The organism is Paenibacillus sp. Pae15 (genome assembly GCF_024519685.1).
Lineage (GTDB): Bacteria > Bacillota > Bacilli > Paenibacillales > NBRC-103111 > Paenibacillus_G > Paenibacillus_G naphthalenovorans.
The window spans coordinates 1-16482 of the sequence record NZ_JALJRM010000034.1 but is presented as its reverse complement, the minus strand read 5'-3'; the positions used below and the strand labels follow the sequence as shown (position 1 = coordinate 16482).

The 16482-nt window shown below is 50.9% G+C and carries 17 protein-coding genes; 16 read left to right on the top strand and 1 reads right to left on the bottom strand.

Annotation, left to right across the window (positions count from 1 at the left end):
* Nucleotides 1–50 precede the first annotated feature (50 nt).
* Entirely contained in the window at nucleotides 51–1388 is a 1338-nt protein-coding gene (locus tag NR121_RS21715) for a hemolysin family protein (protein ID WP_235594127.1), read from the top strand.
* 116 nt (nucleotides 1389–1504) lie between these two features.
* Here NR121_RS21715 and mnmA read toward each other — a convergent pair whose 3' ends face one another.
* A complete protein-coding gene (gene mnmA, locus NR121_RS21710; protein WP_256831921.1) occupies nucleotides 1505–2590 on the bottom strand; it encodes a tRNA 2-thiouridine(34) synthase MnmA in 1086 nt (361 codons plus the stop codon).
* A 287-nt stretch (nucleotides 2591–2877) separates the two neighbouring features.
* Here mnmA and cymR point away from each other — a divergent pair, with 287 nt between their 5' ends.
* The 15 genes from cymR (at nucleotide 2878) to NR121_RS21635 (ending at nucleotide 16323) form a co-directional block, all read left to right on the top strand.
* Complete coding sequence (cymR, locus tag NR121_RS21705) at nucleotides 2878–3300, top strand: cysteine metabolism transcriptional regulator CymR (RefSeq protein ID WP_054819017.1); 423 nt, start codon at nucleotides 2878–2880, stop codon at nucleotides 3298–3300.
* A 67-nt stretch (nucleotides 3301–3367) separates the two neighbouring features.
* Nucleotides 3368–4519, top strand: a complete 1152-nt coding sequence (locus NR121_RS21700) for a cysteine desulfurase family protein (RefSeq protein ID WP_137670133.1) — start codon at nucleotides 3368–3370, stop codon at nucleotides 4517–4519.
* Between the two features lie 34 nt (nucleotides 4520–4553).
* Nucleotides 4554–5075 (top strand): PRC-barrel domain-containing protein, encoded by a 522-nt coding sequence (locus NR121_RS21695; protein WP_054819004.1) that lies wholly within the window; start codon nucleotides 4554–4556, stop codon nucleotides 5073–5075.
* A 9-nt stretch (nucleotides 5076–5084) separates the two neighbouring features.
* The gene (locus NR121_RS21690) at nucleotides 5085–5282 is read left to right on the top strand and encodes a hypothetical protein (protein ID WP_054819003.1); all 198 of its coding nucleotides are present in this window, start codon (nucleotides 5085–5087) and stop codon (nucleotides 5280–5282) included.
* A 242-nt stretch (nucleotides 5283–5524) separates the two neighbouring features.
* Nucleotides 5525–6595 (top strand): AI-2E family transporter, encoded by a 1071-nt coding sequence (locus NR121_RS21685; protein WP_062409196.1) that lies wholly within the window; start codon nucleotides 5525–5527, stop codon nucleotides 6593–6595.
* 179 nt (nucleotides 6596–6774) lie between these two features.
* Nucleotides 6775–8055: an ArsB/NhaD family transporter gene (locus tag NR121_RS21680; protein WP_256831920.1), complete on the top strand. Its 1281-nt coding sequence runs from the start codon at nucleotides 6775–6777 to the stop codon at nucleotides 8053–8055.
* Nucleotides 8056–8081: 26 nt separating this feature from the next.
* Entirely contained in the window at nucleotides 8082–8366 is a 285-nt protein-coding gene (locus NR121_RS21675; protein ID WP_054819002.1) for a hypothetical protein, read from the top strand.
* A gap of 412 nt (nucleotides 8367–8778) precedes the next feature.
* On the top strand, nucleotides 8779–11400 hold the full coding sequence (gene alaS, locus NR121_RS21670; protein ID WP_062409194.1) for an alanine--tRNA ligase: 2622 nt from the start codon (nucleotides 8779–8781) through the stop codon (nucleotides 11398–11400).
* Between the two features lie 86 nt (nucleotides 11401–11486).
* Nucleotides 11487–11750, top strand: a complete 264-nt coding sequence (locus tag NR121_RS21665) for an IreB family regulatory phosphoprotein (protein ID WP_054819016.1) — start codon at nucleotides 11487–11489, stop codon at nucleotides 11748–11750.
* A gap of 27 nt (nucleotides 11751–11777) precedes the next feature.
* Nucleotides 11778–12200 carry a Holliday junction resolvase RuvX gene (gene ruvX, locus NR121_RS21660; protein WP_054819001.1) on the top strand — a complete coding sequence of 141 codons (423 nt, stop codon included), beginning with the start codon at nucleotides 11778–11780 and terminating at the stop codon, nucleotides 12198–12200.
* 6 nt (nucleotides 12201–12206) lie between these two features.
* Nucleotides 12207–12530, top strand: a complete 324-nt coding sequence (locus NR121_RS21655; RefSeq protein ID WP_054819000.1) for a DUF1292 domain-containing protein — start codon at nucleotides 12207–12209, stop codon at nucleotides 12528–12530.
* Nucleotides 12531–12560: 30 nt separating this feature from the next.
* Entirely contained in the window at nucleotides 12561–12860 is a 300-nt protein-coding gene (locus NR121_RS21650) for a DUF1292 domain-containing protein (RefSeq protein ID WP_373864973.1), read from the top strand.
* 117 nt (nucleotides 12861–12977) lie between these two features.
* Entirely contained in the window at nucleotides 12978–14036 is a 1059-nt protein-coding gene (gene mltG / locus NR121_RS21645) for an endolytic transglycosylase MltG (protein ID WP_256831919.1), read from the top strand.
* A gap of 27 nt (nucleotides 14037–14063) precedes the next feature.
* The gene (locus tag NR121_RS21640; RefSeq protein ID WP_054818998.1) at nucleotides 14064–15005 is read left to right on the top strand and encodes a peptidase U32 family protein; all 942 of its coding nucleotides are present in this window, start codon (nucleotides 14064–14066) and stop codon (nucleotides 15003–15005) included.
* A 34-nt stretch (nucleotides 15006–15039) separates the two neighbouring features.
* Nucleotides 15040–16323: a peptidase U32 family protein gene (locus NR121_RS21635; protein WP_062409193.1), complete on the top strand. Its 1284-nt coding sequence runs from the start codon at nucleotides 15040–15042 to the stop codon at nucleotides 16321–16323.
* The last annotated feature ends 159 nt before the right edge of the window (nucleotides 16324–16482 follow it).

Below are 16482 nucleotides of genomic sequence, written 5' to 3'. Positions count from 1 at the left end.
CCAAGGGAGGTGCGCCTGTTCGCCTGAAGCGGGTGGGTAGGTAAAAGCCATTGAGTAGCGATCCATTGACGTTGATTTTGAACGTTAGTTTTGTTCTGTTGCTGTTGTGTCTGAACGGTTTTTTCGTTGCTGCCGAATTTGCGATGGTAAAGACGTCCCGGAGCCGGATCGAAACGTTGGCGGAGAAAGGCCCGGAGAGGGCCCGATGGTCGAAGTCCGTCATGGGAAACCTCGACGCCTATTTAACCGCTTGCCAGCTGGGCATTACGTTGACCTCACTCGGGCTCGGATGGGTAGGGGGATTTGTTGTCGCAAAATGGCTGGTACTGGCTTTGGGGCCGCTGCAGCTGCCGGATGCCGTTGTACAGACGATAGCCTTCGTCGCCGCGTTCACACTCATCACCGTACTGCATATCGCCCTTGGAGAGCAGTTGCCCAAATCGTATGCTATCCGCAGGTCCGAGCAGGTGACGCTCTATGCTTCGATTCCCTTGGCAGGCTTTTACAAGCTGATGTACCCGTTCATCTGGTTTATCAATGGGTTCTCCCATGCGCTGCTTCGTCTGGCCGGAATCGAACCTCATGCGGAGCGCCCGTCGGCTCATACGGAAGAGGAGATTCGCGTTATGATGAAGGAGAGCAACCGGAGCGGATTTATTGATAGCACGGAATTGACGCTGGTGGACAATATTTTCGATTTCTCGGAGACGAATGCAAGGGAAATCATGATTCCCCGGACGGAAATGATATGTCTATATGCAAATCGAACTTATGAAGAAAATAAAATGATCGCTATCAACGAAATGCATACGCGCTATCCGGTATGCGACCCGGATAAAGATAATATTATCGGTTTCGTACATATTAAAGACTTGTTGAAATTGCCGGAGACCGCAGAAGATATGCAGGTGATCATAAGAGAAATAATCAAAGTGCCCGAATCGATGCAAATCAGCGCATTGCTTAAATTAATGCAGAAGAAAAAGACGCAGATGGTCCTGTTGATCGATGAATATGGAGGAACATCCGGTCTTGTCACCTTTGAGGATATTATCGAAGAAATCGTCGGGGAGGTCCAGGATGAATTTGACGAGGAGCGGCCAAAGATGGAGTGGAGGGATGCAGCAACCTATTCCATCGACGGGCGTATGCTTCTCGAGGAGGTGAACAGCTACTTTGGAATCCGGATCGAAACGGATGACTATGATACGATCGGCGGATGGATTTACTCTCAGGTGGAGATGCCCCCGCAGAAGCATCAGCAGCTGACTTGGAATGATGAATACGATTTTATTATAGATGAAATCGACCATTTGCGGATTTCGAGAATATTGGTGAAACGAAAGGCATCGGATGTCGGCCCCGATCCGTCCGCACATGAAGGATGAGCCCTAGGCGGATAAACAAAGAAGTTATGTTCATGAAGGCGAACATAACTTCTTTGTTGACGTTACAGCATTTTTAAGTGTTCAAGAGAGCGTTAAAAGGAATTTTCTTTTACAGATTATTGTATGATTTTATCGATGGTTGCGCCGCCCAGACACTCGTCTCCGTCGTAGAAGACGACCGCCTGGCCCGGTGTGATGGCCTTTTGCGGCTGGTCGAACACGACCTCGCAGGCACCGCCTTCACCGAAATGAACGGTGACGTCCTGATCCGGCTGCCGATAGCGGAATTTCGCTGTACAGCGAAGCGGTTCCTTCGGCGCCTCTCCCTTGATCCAGGTCAAATCGGTAGCCTGGAGACCCGTTGAATAGAGGGCAGGGTGTTTTTCTCCTTGAACGACATATAAAATGTTGTTCTCAAGGTCTTTGCCGGCGACAAACCATGGTTCTCCGCTGCCCGAGCCTCCGATGCCGAGTCCTTGACGCTGGCCCATCGTGTAGTACATGAGGCCGTCATGACGGCCTTTGATCTCGCCTTCGAGCGTTCTCATCTCGCCGGGCTTGGCCGGAAGATAGCTGCTGAGAAACGCCTTGAAGTTGCGTTCGCCGATGAAGCATACCCCGGTGCTGTCCTTTTTCTTGGCCGTAGCCAATCCGGCCTTCTCCGCGATCGCGCGTACTTCAGGCTTCGGCAGATGGCCGATCGGAAACATTGCCTTGGAAAGCTGGTATTGATCCAAAGCATGGAGAAAATAGGTTTGATCCTTGTTCGAATCCAACCCGCGAAGCAGCCTGTACGCTCCGTCCCGGTGCTCCACACGGGCATAATGCCCGGTCGCGATATAATCTGCGCCGAGTTCCAGCGCTTTGTTCAAAAATTCCCCGAATTTGATTTCCCGGTTGCACATGACGTCCGGATTCGGGGTCCGGCCTTTACGATATTCGTCCAAAAAGTATGTGAATACCTTATCCATGTATTGTTTTTCAAAATTTACCGTATAATAGGGAATACCGATTTGGTCGCAAACGCGCCTTACATCTTCCGCATCTTCCTCTGCGGTACAGTGGCCGAATTCGTCCGTATCGTCCCAATTTTTCATGAAAACGCCGATAACCTCATAGCCTTGTTCCTTAAGAAGGAGCGCCGAAACCGAAGAATCGACGCCGCCGGACATGCCGAGGACGACGCGTGCTTTTTTCGTCATATGTCTCATACCCCACTTTCCTTGACTGGCATTCTTGTATTATACATCGAATTGCAAAAAGAATAAAATTTTTCATTAATATGTCACGGTTTTTCTCCCATAATACATGGTTTTATGTTACGATAGAATCGATGCAAAATGCTTATTTAACTGAAAATTGTTTTATTGCATTTATTTCAAAGATGCCAGACTGTTAATAGAGGCAGTTTGGATTGGTACACAACGACAGAAAGCTGATCAACCAGATCAAATCTATACTTTCTGATGTCATAAACGAGGTGCTCGATTTGAAGATATCCACTAAAGGCCGCTACGGGCTTACAATCATGATGGAGTTGGCCACGAAGTTCGGAGAAGGCCCTACCTCTTTAAAAAGCATCGCGGAGAAGCACCAGCTTTCCGAGCATTATTTGGAGCAATTGATCGCACCGCTTAGGAATGCGGGGCTGGTCAAGAGCATTCGCGGGGCTTATGGAGGATATATATTATCCAAATCGCCGGAGGAAATCTCTTCCGGAGATATCATCCGGGTGCTGGAAGGACCGATCAGTCCGGTTGATTTCACAGAAGAGGACGATCCTGCAAAGCGAAACTTATGGATTAGAATCCGCGACGGTATTGCACATGTGCTTGATTCCACCACGCTCGCCGATCTGATCTCCTACAAGGAAGAAGGCAGCCAGAACGACAGCTACATGTTTTATATTTAGCCTCAGCAGATTTTTCCTCCGATCAGGTTCATTCCTAAATCCTACTAGACAGATGTGGTGAAACGCTTTGAAGTTCATTTATTTGGATCACGCCGCTACGACACCCGTACATCCGGAAGTCGTGGAGGCTATGATTCCCTATCTATCTGAAATGTACGGCAATGCCTCCAGCACGCACGCGGCAGGACGGCAGGCGCGTACGGCGCTGAATGCGGCAAGGGATCGCATTGCCGCATTCGTTGGCTGCTCTCCTTCCGAACTGGTGTTCACCGGAAGCGGGACGGAGAGCGACAACATGGCATTGTTCGGTGCGGCAGAAGCGTACCGGTCCCGCGGCAAGCATATCATTACGACAAGCATAGAGCATCACGCGGTTCTTCATGCTTGTGAGCGGCTGGAGCAGCTTGGCTATGAGGTCACCTACCTCCCGGTTGACCGTTTCGGTCAGGTTTCCTTAGCGGATGTAGAAGAAGCCATCCGTCCGGATACCATCTTGATCAGCGTCATGTATGGCAACAACGAAACCGGGACACTGCAGCCTGTTGAAGCGATCGGGCGCCTGGCAAGAGAACAGGGGATATGCTTTCATGTCGATGCCGTTCAAGCATTGGCGCATATTCCGATGGATCTGAGCCGACTGCCGGTCGATCTCATGAGTTTTTCCGCGCACAAGCTGAACGGTCCCAAAGGGATTGGTGCTTTATATATATCAAAAACAACTAAGATTTCGCCGCTTTTGTATGGCGGTTCGCAAGAACGCAAGCGCCGGGCGGGAACGGAGAATACGGCAGGCATCGTCGGCTTCGCGAAGGCTGTAGAAATCATGCAAAAAAACAGGTATGAATTGAAACAAAAGATGGAAAAACTACGTCAAGGAATGGTGAAGGAGTTAGAAAGGCGTCTGGATGCCGATGCTTTTGTTATCAATGGCCATCCGACGGAGGTGCTCCCGCATATTTTGAATGTCAGCTTCCCGGGGATTTCAACGGAAACGATGCTGATGAATCTCGATTTGGCGGGCGTAGCTGCGGCAAGCGGGTCGGCCTGCACCTCGGGTTCATTGGAAGTCTCCCACGTGCTGAAAGCGATGAAGCTTCCGGAGGCAGTAACGGCATCGGCCATTCGTTTCAGCTTCGGTGCCGACAACACTGAGCAGCAAATTGCAGAAGTTGCGGGTATCCTTGAAACCATTGTCAGCCGTTTGCGTACTATTCGTTAAGCAAATGTTTAAAAATCTCAAGGAGGCAAACCTTGTGAAGAAAGCGCGGGATGTCATCGGTTTGCCGATCATTTGCGTTGAAACTGGTAAGCAGGTAGGCCATACGAAGGATCTCCTTATGGATGAGGGATGGCAGGTGGAGGCGCTACTTTTGGAGGCCAGGCATTGGTTTTCCGACATGACTTGTATTGCTTCGGCAGACGTCGTTGCGCTTGGCGACGATGCCGTCACCATCAGGTCGGAAGAAGCGGTTCGTTCCATTGAGGCCGACAAAGTTTTTCGGACCTTACTATTCGGCGATTCCAAACTCAAGGGCCTTCCGGTCATTACCGTAAACGGACAGCAGCTTGGAATGGTAGAAGATGTTTATTTGGAACCGGTTGTGGGTATAAAGGTAATAGGTTATGAATTGACCGAAGGTTTCATTTCTGATTTAAAGGAAGGGCGCAGATGGCTGCCTATGCCGGATTCGGTAAAGATCGGTAAGGATGCTTTAATTGTTCCCGTACAAGCAAGCGATACGTTGGAGGAAATCTTCGTACCAAAAGAAGAATAGGGTGATTGTATGCTACGTTGTCCAAATTGCAATTCCAAGGATATTGGAAAAATCGGTTCGCACCAGTTTTACTGCTGGGGCTGCTTTATCGAATTAACCGTGAACGGAGAGAAAATGTCTGTCTTTCAAGTGGAAGAGGACGGGACTTTGAGCTCCTTGGACGATTTGTTCTTTGAGGAAGAAATAGCGCAAGTACATGCCAATTAACAAAGTCTTTGGGGTCGCCGGACCCATCCGATGAACACCGTTGCCGGGAAGCCTTAGGTTTCTTGGGGGAACGGTGTTTTTGTCTTGTCCGTAGGCTGCTTTTTTATGTATTGTATTCGCCGGAAGCTCAACTATGCTAATTTTCGCGGGAAATGGCAGAACAGGGTTAAGACCGTCAGCTTGTACATATACTGTAAAGGGTGGTTTTACCCTGTTAAGCTTACAAGGTGGTGGAGGAGTCTATGGAACAGTTTCCGAAGCATCGGGTGTTCATCGGGATGATCTATACGCTGCTCGGGCTTGCCATATTGTTCATGCTGCTTCAGCTTCGTCCGATCATCGTGGGCATTTATTTATTTTTGCGCGAAATCCTGACGCCGTTTATCATTGCATTGATTATTTCGTATGTGCTCAATCCTGTGGTTTCGCTGCTTGGGGCCCGCAAGGTACCGCGTACGGTCGCTGTGCTTACGATCTATGCGGTGTTTATCATTTCCGCTACGGTAGTGCTGATGAATGTCATTCCTATGCTGGTCAAACAGCTTGCCGAGCTGAACCAGCATATGCCGGATGTGGCGTTTAAAGCACAAAGTGTCGTGGACAATTTCAACGGTCTTAAATTTTTGCCGGACAGTGTGCGGGAGGGCATCAATCAGTCGCTGGCCAAGCTGGAAAACAGCATTTCGCTTGCGATCGCCGGTTATTTGGGCGGGATCGGGAGCACCATCAATACGATGTTTCTTGTTTTAATCATTCCGTTTGTGGCCTTCTATATTTTAAAAGATCTGCAGCTCATTGAGAAAACGACACTGGCGATCGTCCCTAAAGCCCATCGCAAAGAAATTGTTTCGATGCTGGTGGACATTGATACGGCGTTGGGGAATTACATCCGCGGACAATTTACCGTATGCATGATCGTCGGACTTCTGGCGTATATCGGTTACTGGTTGATTGGACTCCCTTATGCATTGCTGCTGGCATGCGTGGTTGCGGTGTTTAATATTATCCCTTATTTGGGGCCGTTTCTGGGCGCAGCCCCGGCGCTAATCGTGGCATCCACGATATCATGGAAAATGCTGCTGCTGGTCATCCTGGTAAATACGATCTGTCAAATCCTTGAGGGCAATGTCATTTCGCCGCAAGTCGTTGGCCGCTCTCTCAACATGCATCCGCTGTTCATTATTTTCGCACTGCTGGTGGGCGGAGAAGTTGCAGGGATTGCAGGGTTGATCCTGGCTGTTCCGTTCTTCGCGGTGATGAAGGTGATTCTTCAGCACGTATTTCTGTACTTCATTCATCGCAAAACCGTCTAACCCTTTTTAGGCGGTTTCATTCTTGTCAGAAAGTGAGGTTAGGCGTATAATGTTCCATGATAACGGCTCAACGTCGATACATAGCTGGCGTACAGAGAAGGAGCTCATAGCGTGGGGCTTTTTTTCGTTTTTAAGTAATATACGTCTTACAAACAAAGCTCTGGAAGGGGTTACATTTCATGAGTCAGCAAGCGATCACTGCACTCGGATTATTTCTAATTTCTTATGCTTTTATCATTTCCGAGAAAATTCACCGTACCATCGTTGCCATGATCGGTGCCATTTTCGTAGTGGGACTTGGCATTCTGGATCAGGAGACGGCATTTCAACATATCGATTTGAATACGATCGGCCTTTTGATCGGGATGATGATTATTGTAGCAATTACGGCGAAGACGGGAGTGTTCAAATACGTGGCGGTATGGGCGGCCAAAAAAGCAGGCGGCTATCCGGTCCGCATTTTGGTTGTCCTCGGTGCCGTTACGGCGTTCTGTTCGGCATTTTTGGATAATGTCACTACGGTCCTCCTGATCGTTCCCGTCACGCTCAGCATTACACGGCGGCTGCAGGTGGACCCGATTCCTTTTTTCATCTCGCAAATTATGGCCAGCAACATCGGCGGTACGGCTACCTTGATCGGAGATCCCCCGAATATTATGATCGGCAGCGCTGTGAAGGAACTGACCTTCAATGCATTTATTGTCCATTTGACGCCGATCGTCATCGTCATCATGGCAGTCATTCTGCCTATATTCGCACTGCTGTACAGGAAATCGATCCAAACGACCGAAGAACTTCGTTTGAGTATCATGGAGCTTGATGAAAAGGCGGAGATCCAGGATCCTGTGCTTCTGAAAAAATGCCTGACGGTTCTCGCGCTGACGATTTTGGGTTTCTTTCTTCATCAGATCGTTCATATCGAGTCCGCCACTGTAGCGCTGGCCGGTGCCTTTCTGCTTCTGCTGCTGACAGGTGAACGTTACCTGGAGGAGGCGTTCCATCATGTGGAGTGGACAACCATCTTTTTCTTTATCGGGCTCTTCGTACTCGTAGGGGCATTGGTCGAAACGCAAATCATCGCTTCTCTGGCGGAATATGCCGTCGGGATTACAGACGGTGATCCTGCACGCTCGGCGATTCTGATCCTGTGGCTTAGTGCACTGGCTTCGTCGTTTATGGATAACATTCCGTTTGTGGCCACGATGATTCCCTTGATCCAGGAGATGGGAGCCATGGGAGTGGGCAACGTCGAACCTCTGTGGTGGAGCCTTGCGCTTGGCGCCTGCCTCGGGGGCAACGGCACGATAATCGGGGCCAGCGCCAACCTGATTGTAGCCGGGATTTCAGCGAGGGAAGGACATCCGATGACGTTCATGGGCTACCTGAAAGTGGCCTTCCCGCTCATGCTGGTGACCGTCGTGATTGCCAATATATATATCTATGTGAGATATTTAATGTAAACCGTTCCTGGAAGGCTGGGTGAGATATGCTGCAGTATGAATACGATAAAGAGCTGCTGACGATAGAAGAGCACATCAACGGGCCGGATGTGGAATTCCGGATGAAGCTGCACCGGCCCGACGTCGGGGTGGAGATAGCCGTCAAACAAATACGGGCCTTTTTCGATGATAATGATATCTACACCGACGTCCTGTTTTATGCACATCATAATGAAGAGTACCAATGGATTGTCAGAAAGGATTTCTATGTGGATTTTGTTATCCATATGTTTAAGCATCGGCTGGTAACCTGGGTCGCCTGGGCAGAGTAAAGTAACGAAGCTTTGTTGGGCTGCAGCGGATGTTGACAGCGCTGCTTGGGATCAGTATAATTTTGGTTTGAATAGGTCAATTTGATTATACAAGAAAGCGTCGAAGAAATTCAGTAGGTCATAGGCCCATTAGCCAGAGAGAAGGCTTTGGAGCGGCCCGTTCTTGCGCAAGGCGTTGAGCGATCGTTCCAGCTGTGAAAGCCTTTCTGATGAAGGATGACCGAACGCTCATTTCAGAGTGCGGATAAACTCCGCCGGTTGGACCCGTTAACGTCCGTTCAGAGGAGATTGTGCAGACGCCGCCTAGCTGCAAGCCGCACAATAACCAGGGTGGTACCGCGAGCAAATCGTCCCTGTTTATCAGGGGCGTTTTTTTGTTTTAAAATCAAGGTTGATGGAGGAACAACATCTCATGAAAGCAAGTGAAATCCGCTCCAAGTGGTTGGAGTTTTTTGAAAGCAAAGGACATAAAATCGAGCCTAGTGCGCCGCTTGTACCGCATAACGACCCGTCGCTGCTGTGGATTAACGCCGGAATGGCTCCGTTGAAGCCTTATTTCGACGGCCGCGTCGTGCCGGACAATCCGCGGATCGCCAACTCGCAAAAATGCATTCGCACCAACGATATTGAGAACGTAGGCAAAACGCGCCGTCACCATACGTTCTTCGAGATGCTCGGGAATTTCTCGATCGGAGATTATTTCAAAGAGGAAGCTATCACTTGGGCATGGGAGTTTCTCACCAGTCCCCAGTGGATCGGCTTCGACCCGGACCGGCTGTCCGTCACCGTCTATCCCGAGGATACGGAAGCGTTCGAGCTTTGGAACAAAAAAATCGGTCTTCCGGAGGAGCGCATCTACAAGCTGCAGGATAACTTCTGGGATATCGGCGAAGGCCCTTGCGGTCCTTGTACGGAGATCTTCTATGACCGCGGCGATGCCTACGGCGATTTGAATGATCCGGAATGCTGGCCTGGCGGTGAGAACGAACGCTTCCTTGAAGTGTGGAATCTGGTGTTCTCCCAGTTTAACCACAATAAAGACGGCAGCTATACACCGCTTCCGAGCAAGAACATTGATACGGGAGCAGGTCTGGAGCGCTTTGCATCCATTTTGCAGGACGTCGATTCCAATTTTGATACCGACCTGTTCCAGCCGATCATTCAGCAAACGTGCAAGCTGGCGGGCGTAACTTACAAGCAGAATGAAGAAACCGACGTTGCGCTGAAGGTCATTGCCGATCATATTCGTACGGTGGTGTTCTCCGTAGGAGACGGCGTGCTGCCGTCCAACGAGGGCCGCGGTTATGTCATCCGCCGCTTGCTTCGCCGCGCGGTTCGCTACGGCAAGGTGCTTGGTCTGGACAAACCGTTCCTGTACACGCTCACGCCGGTAGTCGGCGAGATCATGGGCGTTTATTACCCGGAAGTTGTAGAAAAACGCGAGTTCATTGAAAAAGTGATCCGTACCGAAGAGGAGCGCTTCCATGAGACATTGTCCGACGGATTGGCCATCCTCGCGGAAATGGTAGACAAAGCGCGTAAAGCAGGAAGTTCCGAAATCAGCGGACCCGATGCGTTCAAACTGTACGATACCTACGGCTTCCCGTTTGACCTGACCGAGGATTTCGCTTCCGAGCAAGGGATGACTGTCGATCGCGACGGCTTTGATCAAGCGATGCAGGAGCAGCGCGACCGTGCCCGTGCGGCCCGTCAAGATGCGGACAGCATGAAGGTACAGGGAGGTCCTTTGGCCGACTACACGGTTAAAAGCGAGTTTGTTGGTTATACTGATCTGGTAACTGCGGCTAAAGTGCTGGCGATCGTTCATGAGAATCGGTTTGTCGATTTGGTAGGGACCGGAGAGACGTGTCAGGTGATCCTTGATAAGACGCCGTTCTATGCCGAAAGCGGGGGGCAGGTCAGCGACCACGGTTATATCACCGCCGGAGATACAGTGCTCAAAGTAGAGGATGTCGGCAAGGCTCCGCATGGTCAGCATGTGCATACGGTCGTAGTGGAATCGGGCGTGCTGCGCAAAGGCGATCAGGTGCAGGCGACCGTAACCCAGGAAGTGCGCGAAGATATTATCAAAAATCACACGGCGACGCATCTGCTGCATAAGGCCCTGAAAGAAGTGCTCGGCGATCACGTCAACCAGGCGGGTTCTCTCGTGGCGCCAGAACGTCTGCGCTTTGATTTCTCTCATTTTGGCAGCATTTCGGCAGAGGAGCTTCAGGATATTGAGCGGCGCGTCAATGCGCAAATCTGGAGAAGCATGGATGTCGACATTTCCTTAAAGCCGATAGCGGAAGCCAAAGCCATGGGAGCCATGGCCTTGTTCGGTGAAAAATACGGCGATATCGTCCGTGTGGTGCGCGTAGGCGGTTACAGCCTTGAGCTGTGCGGAGGCTGCCATGTTCAAAATACAAGCCAAATCGGGCTGTTCAAGATTGTCGGCGAATCCGGTATCGGTTCGGGCGTGCGCCGAATTGAAGCGGTGACGGGTCGCACCGCTTATGAATATTTGGACGGCCAACTGCAGTTCCTCAGAGACGCCGCGGGGCTGCTGAAGTCCAACATTGCAGACGTGCCTAAACGGATCAACGCATTGCTTGCACAGCTGAAAGAGATATCCCGTGAGAACGAATCGCTGAAAGCGAAGCTGAGCGGTATTGAAGCGGGATCACTGACAGAACGGGTGAAGCAGGTAAACGGCGTGGCTGTTCTTGCTGCGGAAGTATCGGCAGGCGATATGGAGACGCTTCGGAACATCGTGGATCAGATGAAAAGCAAATTGGGCTCAGCCATCATCGTGCTTGGAGCTGCGGCAGACGGCAAGGTGAATCTTGCAGCCGCGGTTACGCCGGATTTGGTATCCAAAGGCTATCATGCCGGCAAGCTGATTAAAGAAGTGGCTGCACGCTGCGGAGGCAGCGGAGGCGGGAGACCGGATATGGCTCAAGCCGGCGGTAAAGATCCGTCGAAGCTGAAGGAAGCGATCCAAAGCGTTGAGAAGCTCTTAGAATTAAAATAATTTTGCTTGTCAAGAGGAATATTTAGGCAAATGGCGAATATGTGGAATATGTGGGTTATGATGAATACAGGGGGGTGCTTTTCCAGATGAGTTCAATGGATAAAACGATGAAATATAACGTCAAGGCGGAAGAGATCGAGACATCACCCAAAGAGGTCATTTTAACGGTGTTTGACGCGCTTCAGGAAAAAGGCTACAACCCGATCAACCAAATCGTCGGTTATCTGCTTTCCGGCGATCCGGCCTATATCCCACGTCACAACAATGCAAGGAGCATCATCCGCAAGCGGGAGAGAGATGAACTGATCGAGGAGCTCGTTCGTTCTTATCTCCAACAGTATAAATCTTAAGGTGCAGACAGGCCGATTGGAGCAGCTATGCGTTACATGGGATTAGATTACGGTGACAAGACGATCGGTGTCGCTGTCAGTGATGAGCTCGGCTGGACGGCACAAGGGCTTGAGGTGATCCGCCGAACGACGGCACAGCGGGATATGGACCGTATCAAAGCGTTGGTTCAGCAGTACGGGGTAACGGAAGTTGTGGTCGGGCTTCCGAAAAATATGAACAACACGATCGGACCCCGTGGGGAAATTTGCATCGCATTTTCTAAAGAACTGCATGAAACCCTACAAATGCCGGTGCATTTGTGGGACGAACGGCTGACGACGGCTGCGGCGCAGCGAACGCTGCTGGAGGCGGACGTCAGCCGCAAGAAACGGAAACAGGTCGTTGACAAGATGGCTGCTGCACTCATTTTGCAAGGATTCATGGATTCCCAATCTTACTCGAAGAGGTGATGGACTGTGTCCCAGAAGGATCAAGGTTCCAATCAGGAACAAGTGCTTGAAGAGCCGGAAATTATTTATATTCCCGATGATGAAGGCAATGAAGAAGAATTTGAAGTGATCATGAAATTTGAAGTGGACGGCTCGGACAATAAGTACATGATGGTTGTTCCTGTCGATGCCGATGAGGAATCCGACGAAGTGTATGCGTTCCGTTATGAAGAAGACGGCGACGACCTGCAGCTGTATACGATTGAAGATGAAGACGAATGGAATATCGTGGAGGAAACCTTCAATACGCTGATGGACGAATTCGACGAAGATGAGGAAGAGTCCAAGTAATCTGCGAAAGGAGGCCTTCATTTGAACCGCATGTCGGAAGCCGAACCTACACGTCAGTTGCGGGAAGTCTACGGAAATGATATTATTTTGTATGACGAGCATCAGGAATCCGTTGTTTACCGCATCGTCTCCGAGCTGATCGTAAACGGTCAGGCCTATGCTATGCTGGAAAAAGCGAAGCCAGGCAAGGATGACGAGCCGGAAGTGTACCGCGTATCACGCAAGGACGATGGAGAACTGGAGCTCGAAACGATCGAAGACGACGATGAATGGGAGAATATCTCCGAGCTCTTCGACGAATGGACTTTTCCGGCTGACGAACAGTTGTAAGCATACAACTTTTTACCTAATGCGTTGCCTGGAGCGGAGATAATCCGCTCTTTTTCGTTTGTTTTGCCGGGCTTGAAGAAGGGGCGGGATAGCATCATTGTGGAGAGAAGAAGGTCGATGAAACGTATCGTCTTATCGGGACTGATTATTATTATATTCCTGATGGCCGGGGCCGGAGCCGGTCTTGCTTTATATGTGGTGAAAGCGTTGGAGCCCATGCCGCCATCGGCGGAAGCGCAGCGGATTTCTTTCCCTCCGGGAACCGGAGTGGCGCAGCTGGCTCTGGAGCTCGAACAAAAGGGGATCGTGCGCAATGCCCGCATTTTTACATGGTACCTGAAGTATAAGCGGGAGGGCGCACGCTTCCAGGCGGGAGAATACGACATGACGCCGGGGATCTCGCCGGATGAGATTATCGGTCAGCTGAATCGGGGAGAGACGGTCAAGGAAGCGGGACTGCGGCTTACCGTTCCTGAGGGTTTTACGCTGCGGCAGATCGCCGAGAAGCTGGAGGCGGAACACGGAATGGACAGCACGGCCTTCCTCCAGGCGGCGCAAAGCTATAAAGCTGCGGAAGGAACGGTTGGAGCGTCTATTCCGGAGGATGCATCCATCCGTTATCGGCTTGAGGGATATCTGTTTCCCGAGACGTATGAATGGAAGAAGGACGCCGATGCGAATGAGATGATCGCCTCGATGATGCAGGAGCTCGACAAACGGCTCGCCCAGCTGCCGAAGGACTGGAAAGAAGTCATGGCGCAGCGAAATTTGACGTTCCATCAGATGCTGACCATCGCATCGCTGATTGAAAGGGAAGTGGTGGTGGACGAAGAGCGGCCTATTGTCAGCGGAATTATTCATAACCGTCTAAAGCAAGGCATGCCGCTGCAAATTGACGCCACGGTTCAATATTTATTCGATAAACAAAGGGAACGGCTGCTTTTCCAGGATTTGCTTATCGAAAGCCCATACAACACGTATTTGAATAAGGGGCTTCCGCCAGGCCCGATTGCAAGCCCGAGTCTTGCTTCCATTCAGGCGGCCATTTATCCGGCAGAGACCAACTATTTGTTTTATGTGACCAAGAAGGACGGGACCAGGAGGCATTTGTTCGCCGAAACGTTCGAGCAGCATAATAAAAATATTGCCGAGAGCAACAAGACGGGCAATCCGTGATTCTAGATAAAGCAGGTGAGGCTGAAGATGAAGAAACCCGAGCTTTTGATCTCCTCAGGCTCCGCCGAGGAGGCTCAGCGCTACATTAAAGCCGGAGCGGACGCCGTGGTTGTCGGCGAGCACAAGTTTGGCATACGGCTCCCGGGAGAAGTGACAACGGAGGAGCTTCGCAGGCTTGTTCCCTGGGCTCACGGGCATGGGGCTAAAGTGTATGTCGCGGTAAATAATATTATGGATAATGGTGTGCTTCCCGATTTGGAGGCTTATTTGAGCAAGCTGCAAGAGATCGGGCCCGATGCGCTTGTCTTCGGCGATCCGGCTGTGTTAATGGCTGTCCGCAGCGCCGCACCCGGGATGCCGCTGCATTGGAACGCGGAGATGACATCTACGAATTATGCCACCGCCCGGTACTGGAGACGTAAGGGCGCCGTACGGATGGTGCTGGCCCGCGAACTGAACCTGGAGGAGACGATCGATATCAAGCGGCAGCTGGCCGATGAAATGGAAGTGCAGGTACAGGTGCACGGCATGACGAATATTTATCATTCCAAGCGGAGCCTGCTCACGATTTATAAAGAGCATCGGGGAAGGCCCGAGGAACTGCAAAAGTTGTCGCTGGGAATGGAAGAAGGGCTGTTCCTGATCGAACAGGAACGCCAGGACGAACGTTATCCGGTTTATGAGGATGAGAACGGTACGCACATTATGAGCTCGGATGATATCTGCATGCTGGATAGTCTTCACGAGCTGATGGAGGGCGAAATCGACAGCTTCAAGGTGGAGGGGCTGCTCAAATCCGCCGAGTACAATGAAACGGTGATCCGAAGCTACCGGCAAGCGATCGACGCTTATGTCGCGGATCCGGAACGCTACGAATTCAATGAAGAGTGGCTGGACGCGATCCGCGCGCTGCAGGATCCTCGGCGTGAGCTTTCTTACGGGTTTTTCTTTAAAGAGCAAGTGTATTAAATCGATCAAAAGAAATCAAAGCGAGGTGGAAATGATGACATTATTGCAGCAGGATCTGCTGGGCAAGCGCATCCGGCTCGAGAAGCCGGAGCTGCTGGCGCCGGCGGGCAGCTTGGAGAAGTTAAAATTTGCCGTCCATTACGGTGCGGATGCGGTATATATCGGCGGCCAGCAGTACGGTCTTCGTTCGAATGCGGACAACTTTACGTTCGAAGAGATGCGGGAAGGCGTCAAGTTTGCCGAAAAGTACGGGGCCAAAGTATTTGTGGCTACCAACATTTTTGCTCATAACGAGGATTTGCCTGGTCTCGAAGAATATTTAAAGGGAATTCAGGATGCCGGGGTTCATGCCATCATCGTTGCGGATCCGGTCATTATCGAAACGTGCAAACGCGTGGCGCCGCGGCTTGAGATTCATCTAAGCACGCAGCAGTCCACGATGAACCGTCAGGCCGTACAGTTCTGGAAGGAAGACGGAGTGGACCGTGTCGTATTGGCCAGGGAAGCTACGATGGAAGAGATCCTGGAGATCAAAAAACATGTGGATATCGAAATCGAGGTATTCGTGCATGGCGCGATGTGCAGCTCCTACTCGGGCCGCTGTGTGCTCTCGAACCATTTTACCGACCGCGATTCCAACCGCGGCGGGTGCTGTCAGTCGTGCCGCTGGAAGTACGATTTGTTCACGTCTCAAGAGGATGTGGAGCAGGAGATCGGCATGAAGGAGATCCCGCTGTTCCAGGAAGGAGACAACCCGTTCTCCATGAGCTCCAAGGATTTGTGTATGATCGAGCATGTGCCGGAACTGATTCGTGCGGGCGTCGACAGCTTCAAGATCGAAGGACGGATGAAGAGCGTACACTATGTGGCAACGGTAGTGAACGCTTATCGACAGGCGATTGATGCGTATTTTGCCGATCCGGAGCATTACGAGATGAAACCGGAATGGCTTTACGAGATTCAAAAAGCGGCTAACCGGCCGCTGAACACAGGCTTCTTCTATGGCGAGCCGGACCACGAAGACCATATCTTTGAGCCGGAGGACAAGGCTGCGCCGTACGATTTTGTTGGCGTAGTTACGGATTACGATGCCAATACGCAAACGGCGCTCATACAGCAGCGCAACCATTTTAAACCGGGTCAAGAGGTGGAGTTTTTCGGACCCAAGGGAACGTTCTTTAAGCAGATCGTTCCCGAGCTGCGTACGGAGGACGGTCAACCGATTGATGCGGCACGCCACCCGCTGCAGCTTATTCGAATGAAGGTGGACCGGCCGGTTCAACCGCTGGATCTGATGAGAAAGAAGATAGGCAAATAAATAGAAGGTATGGCATAAAAGGGGCCGTCCCATAAGTAGCTTTTAGCTACGCAGGGACGGCCCTGTTTTCTTAACTTCTCGTTTCCATACAGAAAAAAAGGTCGAGTAGGGGGCTATACGTACTCTCTTACTCGAACTTTTTGGTTCATCGCCGCCCAC

What these genes read in the sequence shown, in the direction of transcription:
- NR121_RS21665 (WP_054819016.1), top strand. Translation starts at nt 11,487, where the DNA reads ATGAGTTCAATGGATAAAACGATGAAATATAACGTCAAGGCGGAAGAG.
- mltG (WP_256831919.1), top strand. Translation starts at nt 12,978, where the DNA reads ATGAAACGTATCGTCTTATCGGGACTGATTATTATTATATTCCTGATG.
- mnmA (WP_256831921.1), bottom strand. Translation starts at nt 2,590, where the DNA reads ATGACGAAAAAAGCACGCGTCGTCCTCGGCATGTCCGGCGGCGTCGAT.
- alaS (WP_062409194.1), top strand. Translation starts at nt 8,779, where the DNA reads ATGAAAGCAAGTGAAATCCGCTCCAAGTGGTTGGAGTTTTTTGAAAGC.
- NR121_RS21680 (WP_256831920.1), top strand. Translation starts at nt 6,775, where the DNA reads ATGAGTCAGCAAGCGATCACTGCACTCGGATTATTTCTAATTTCTTAT.
- NR121_RS21675 (WP_054819002.1), top strand. Translation starts at nt 8,082, where the DNA reads ATGCTGCAGTATGAATACGATAAAGAGCTGCTGACGATAGAAGAGCAC.
- NR121_RS21685 (WP_062409196.1), top strand. Translation starts at nt 5,525, where the DNA reads ATGGAACAGTTTCCGAAGCATCGGGTGTTCATCGGGATGATCTATACG.
- NR121_RS21690 (WP_054819003.1), top strand. Translation starts at nt 5,085, where the DNA reads ATGCTACGTTGTCCAAATTGCAATTCCAAGGATATTGGAAAAATCGGT.
- NR121_RS21650 (WP_373864973.1), top strand. Translation starts at nt 12,561, where the DNA reads ATGTCGGAAGCCGAACCTACACGTCAGTTGCGGGAAGTCTACGGAAAT.
- NR121_RS21640 (WP_054818998.1), top strand. Translation starts at nt 14,064, where the DNA reads ATGAAGAAACCCGAGCTTTTGATCTCCTCAGGCTCCGCCGAGGAGGCT.
- ruvX (WP_054819001.1), top strand. Translation starts at nt 11,778, where the DNA reads ATGCGTTACATGGGATTAGATTACGGTGACAAGACGATCGGTGTCGCT.
- NR121_RS21635 (WP_062409193.1), top strand. Translation starts at nt 15,040, where the DNA reads ATGACATTATTGCAGCAGGATCTGCTGGGCAAGCGCATCCGGCTCGAG.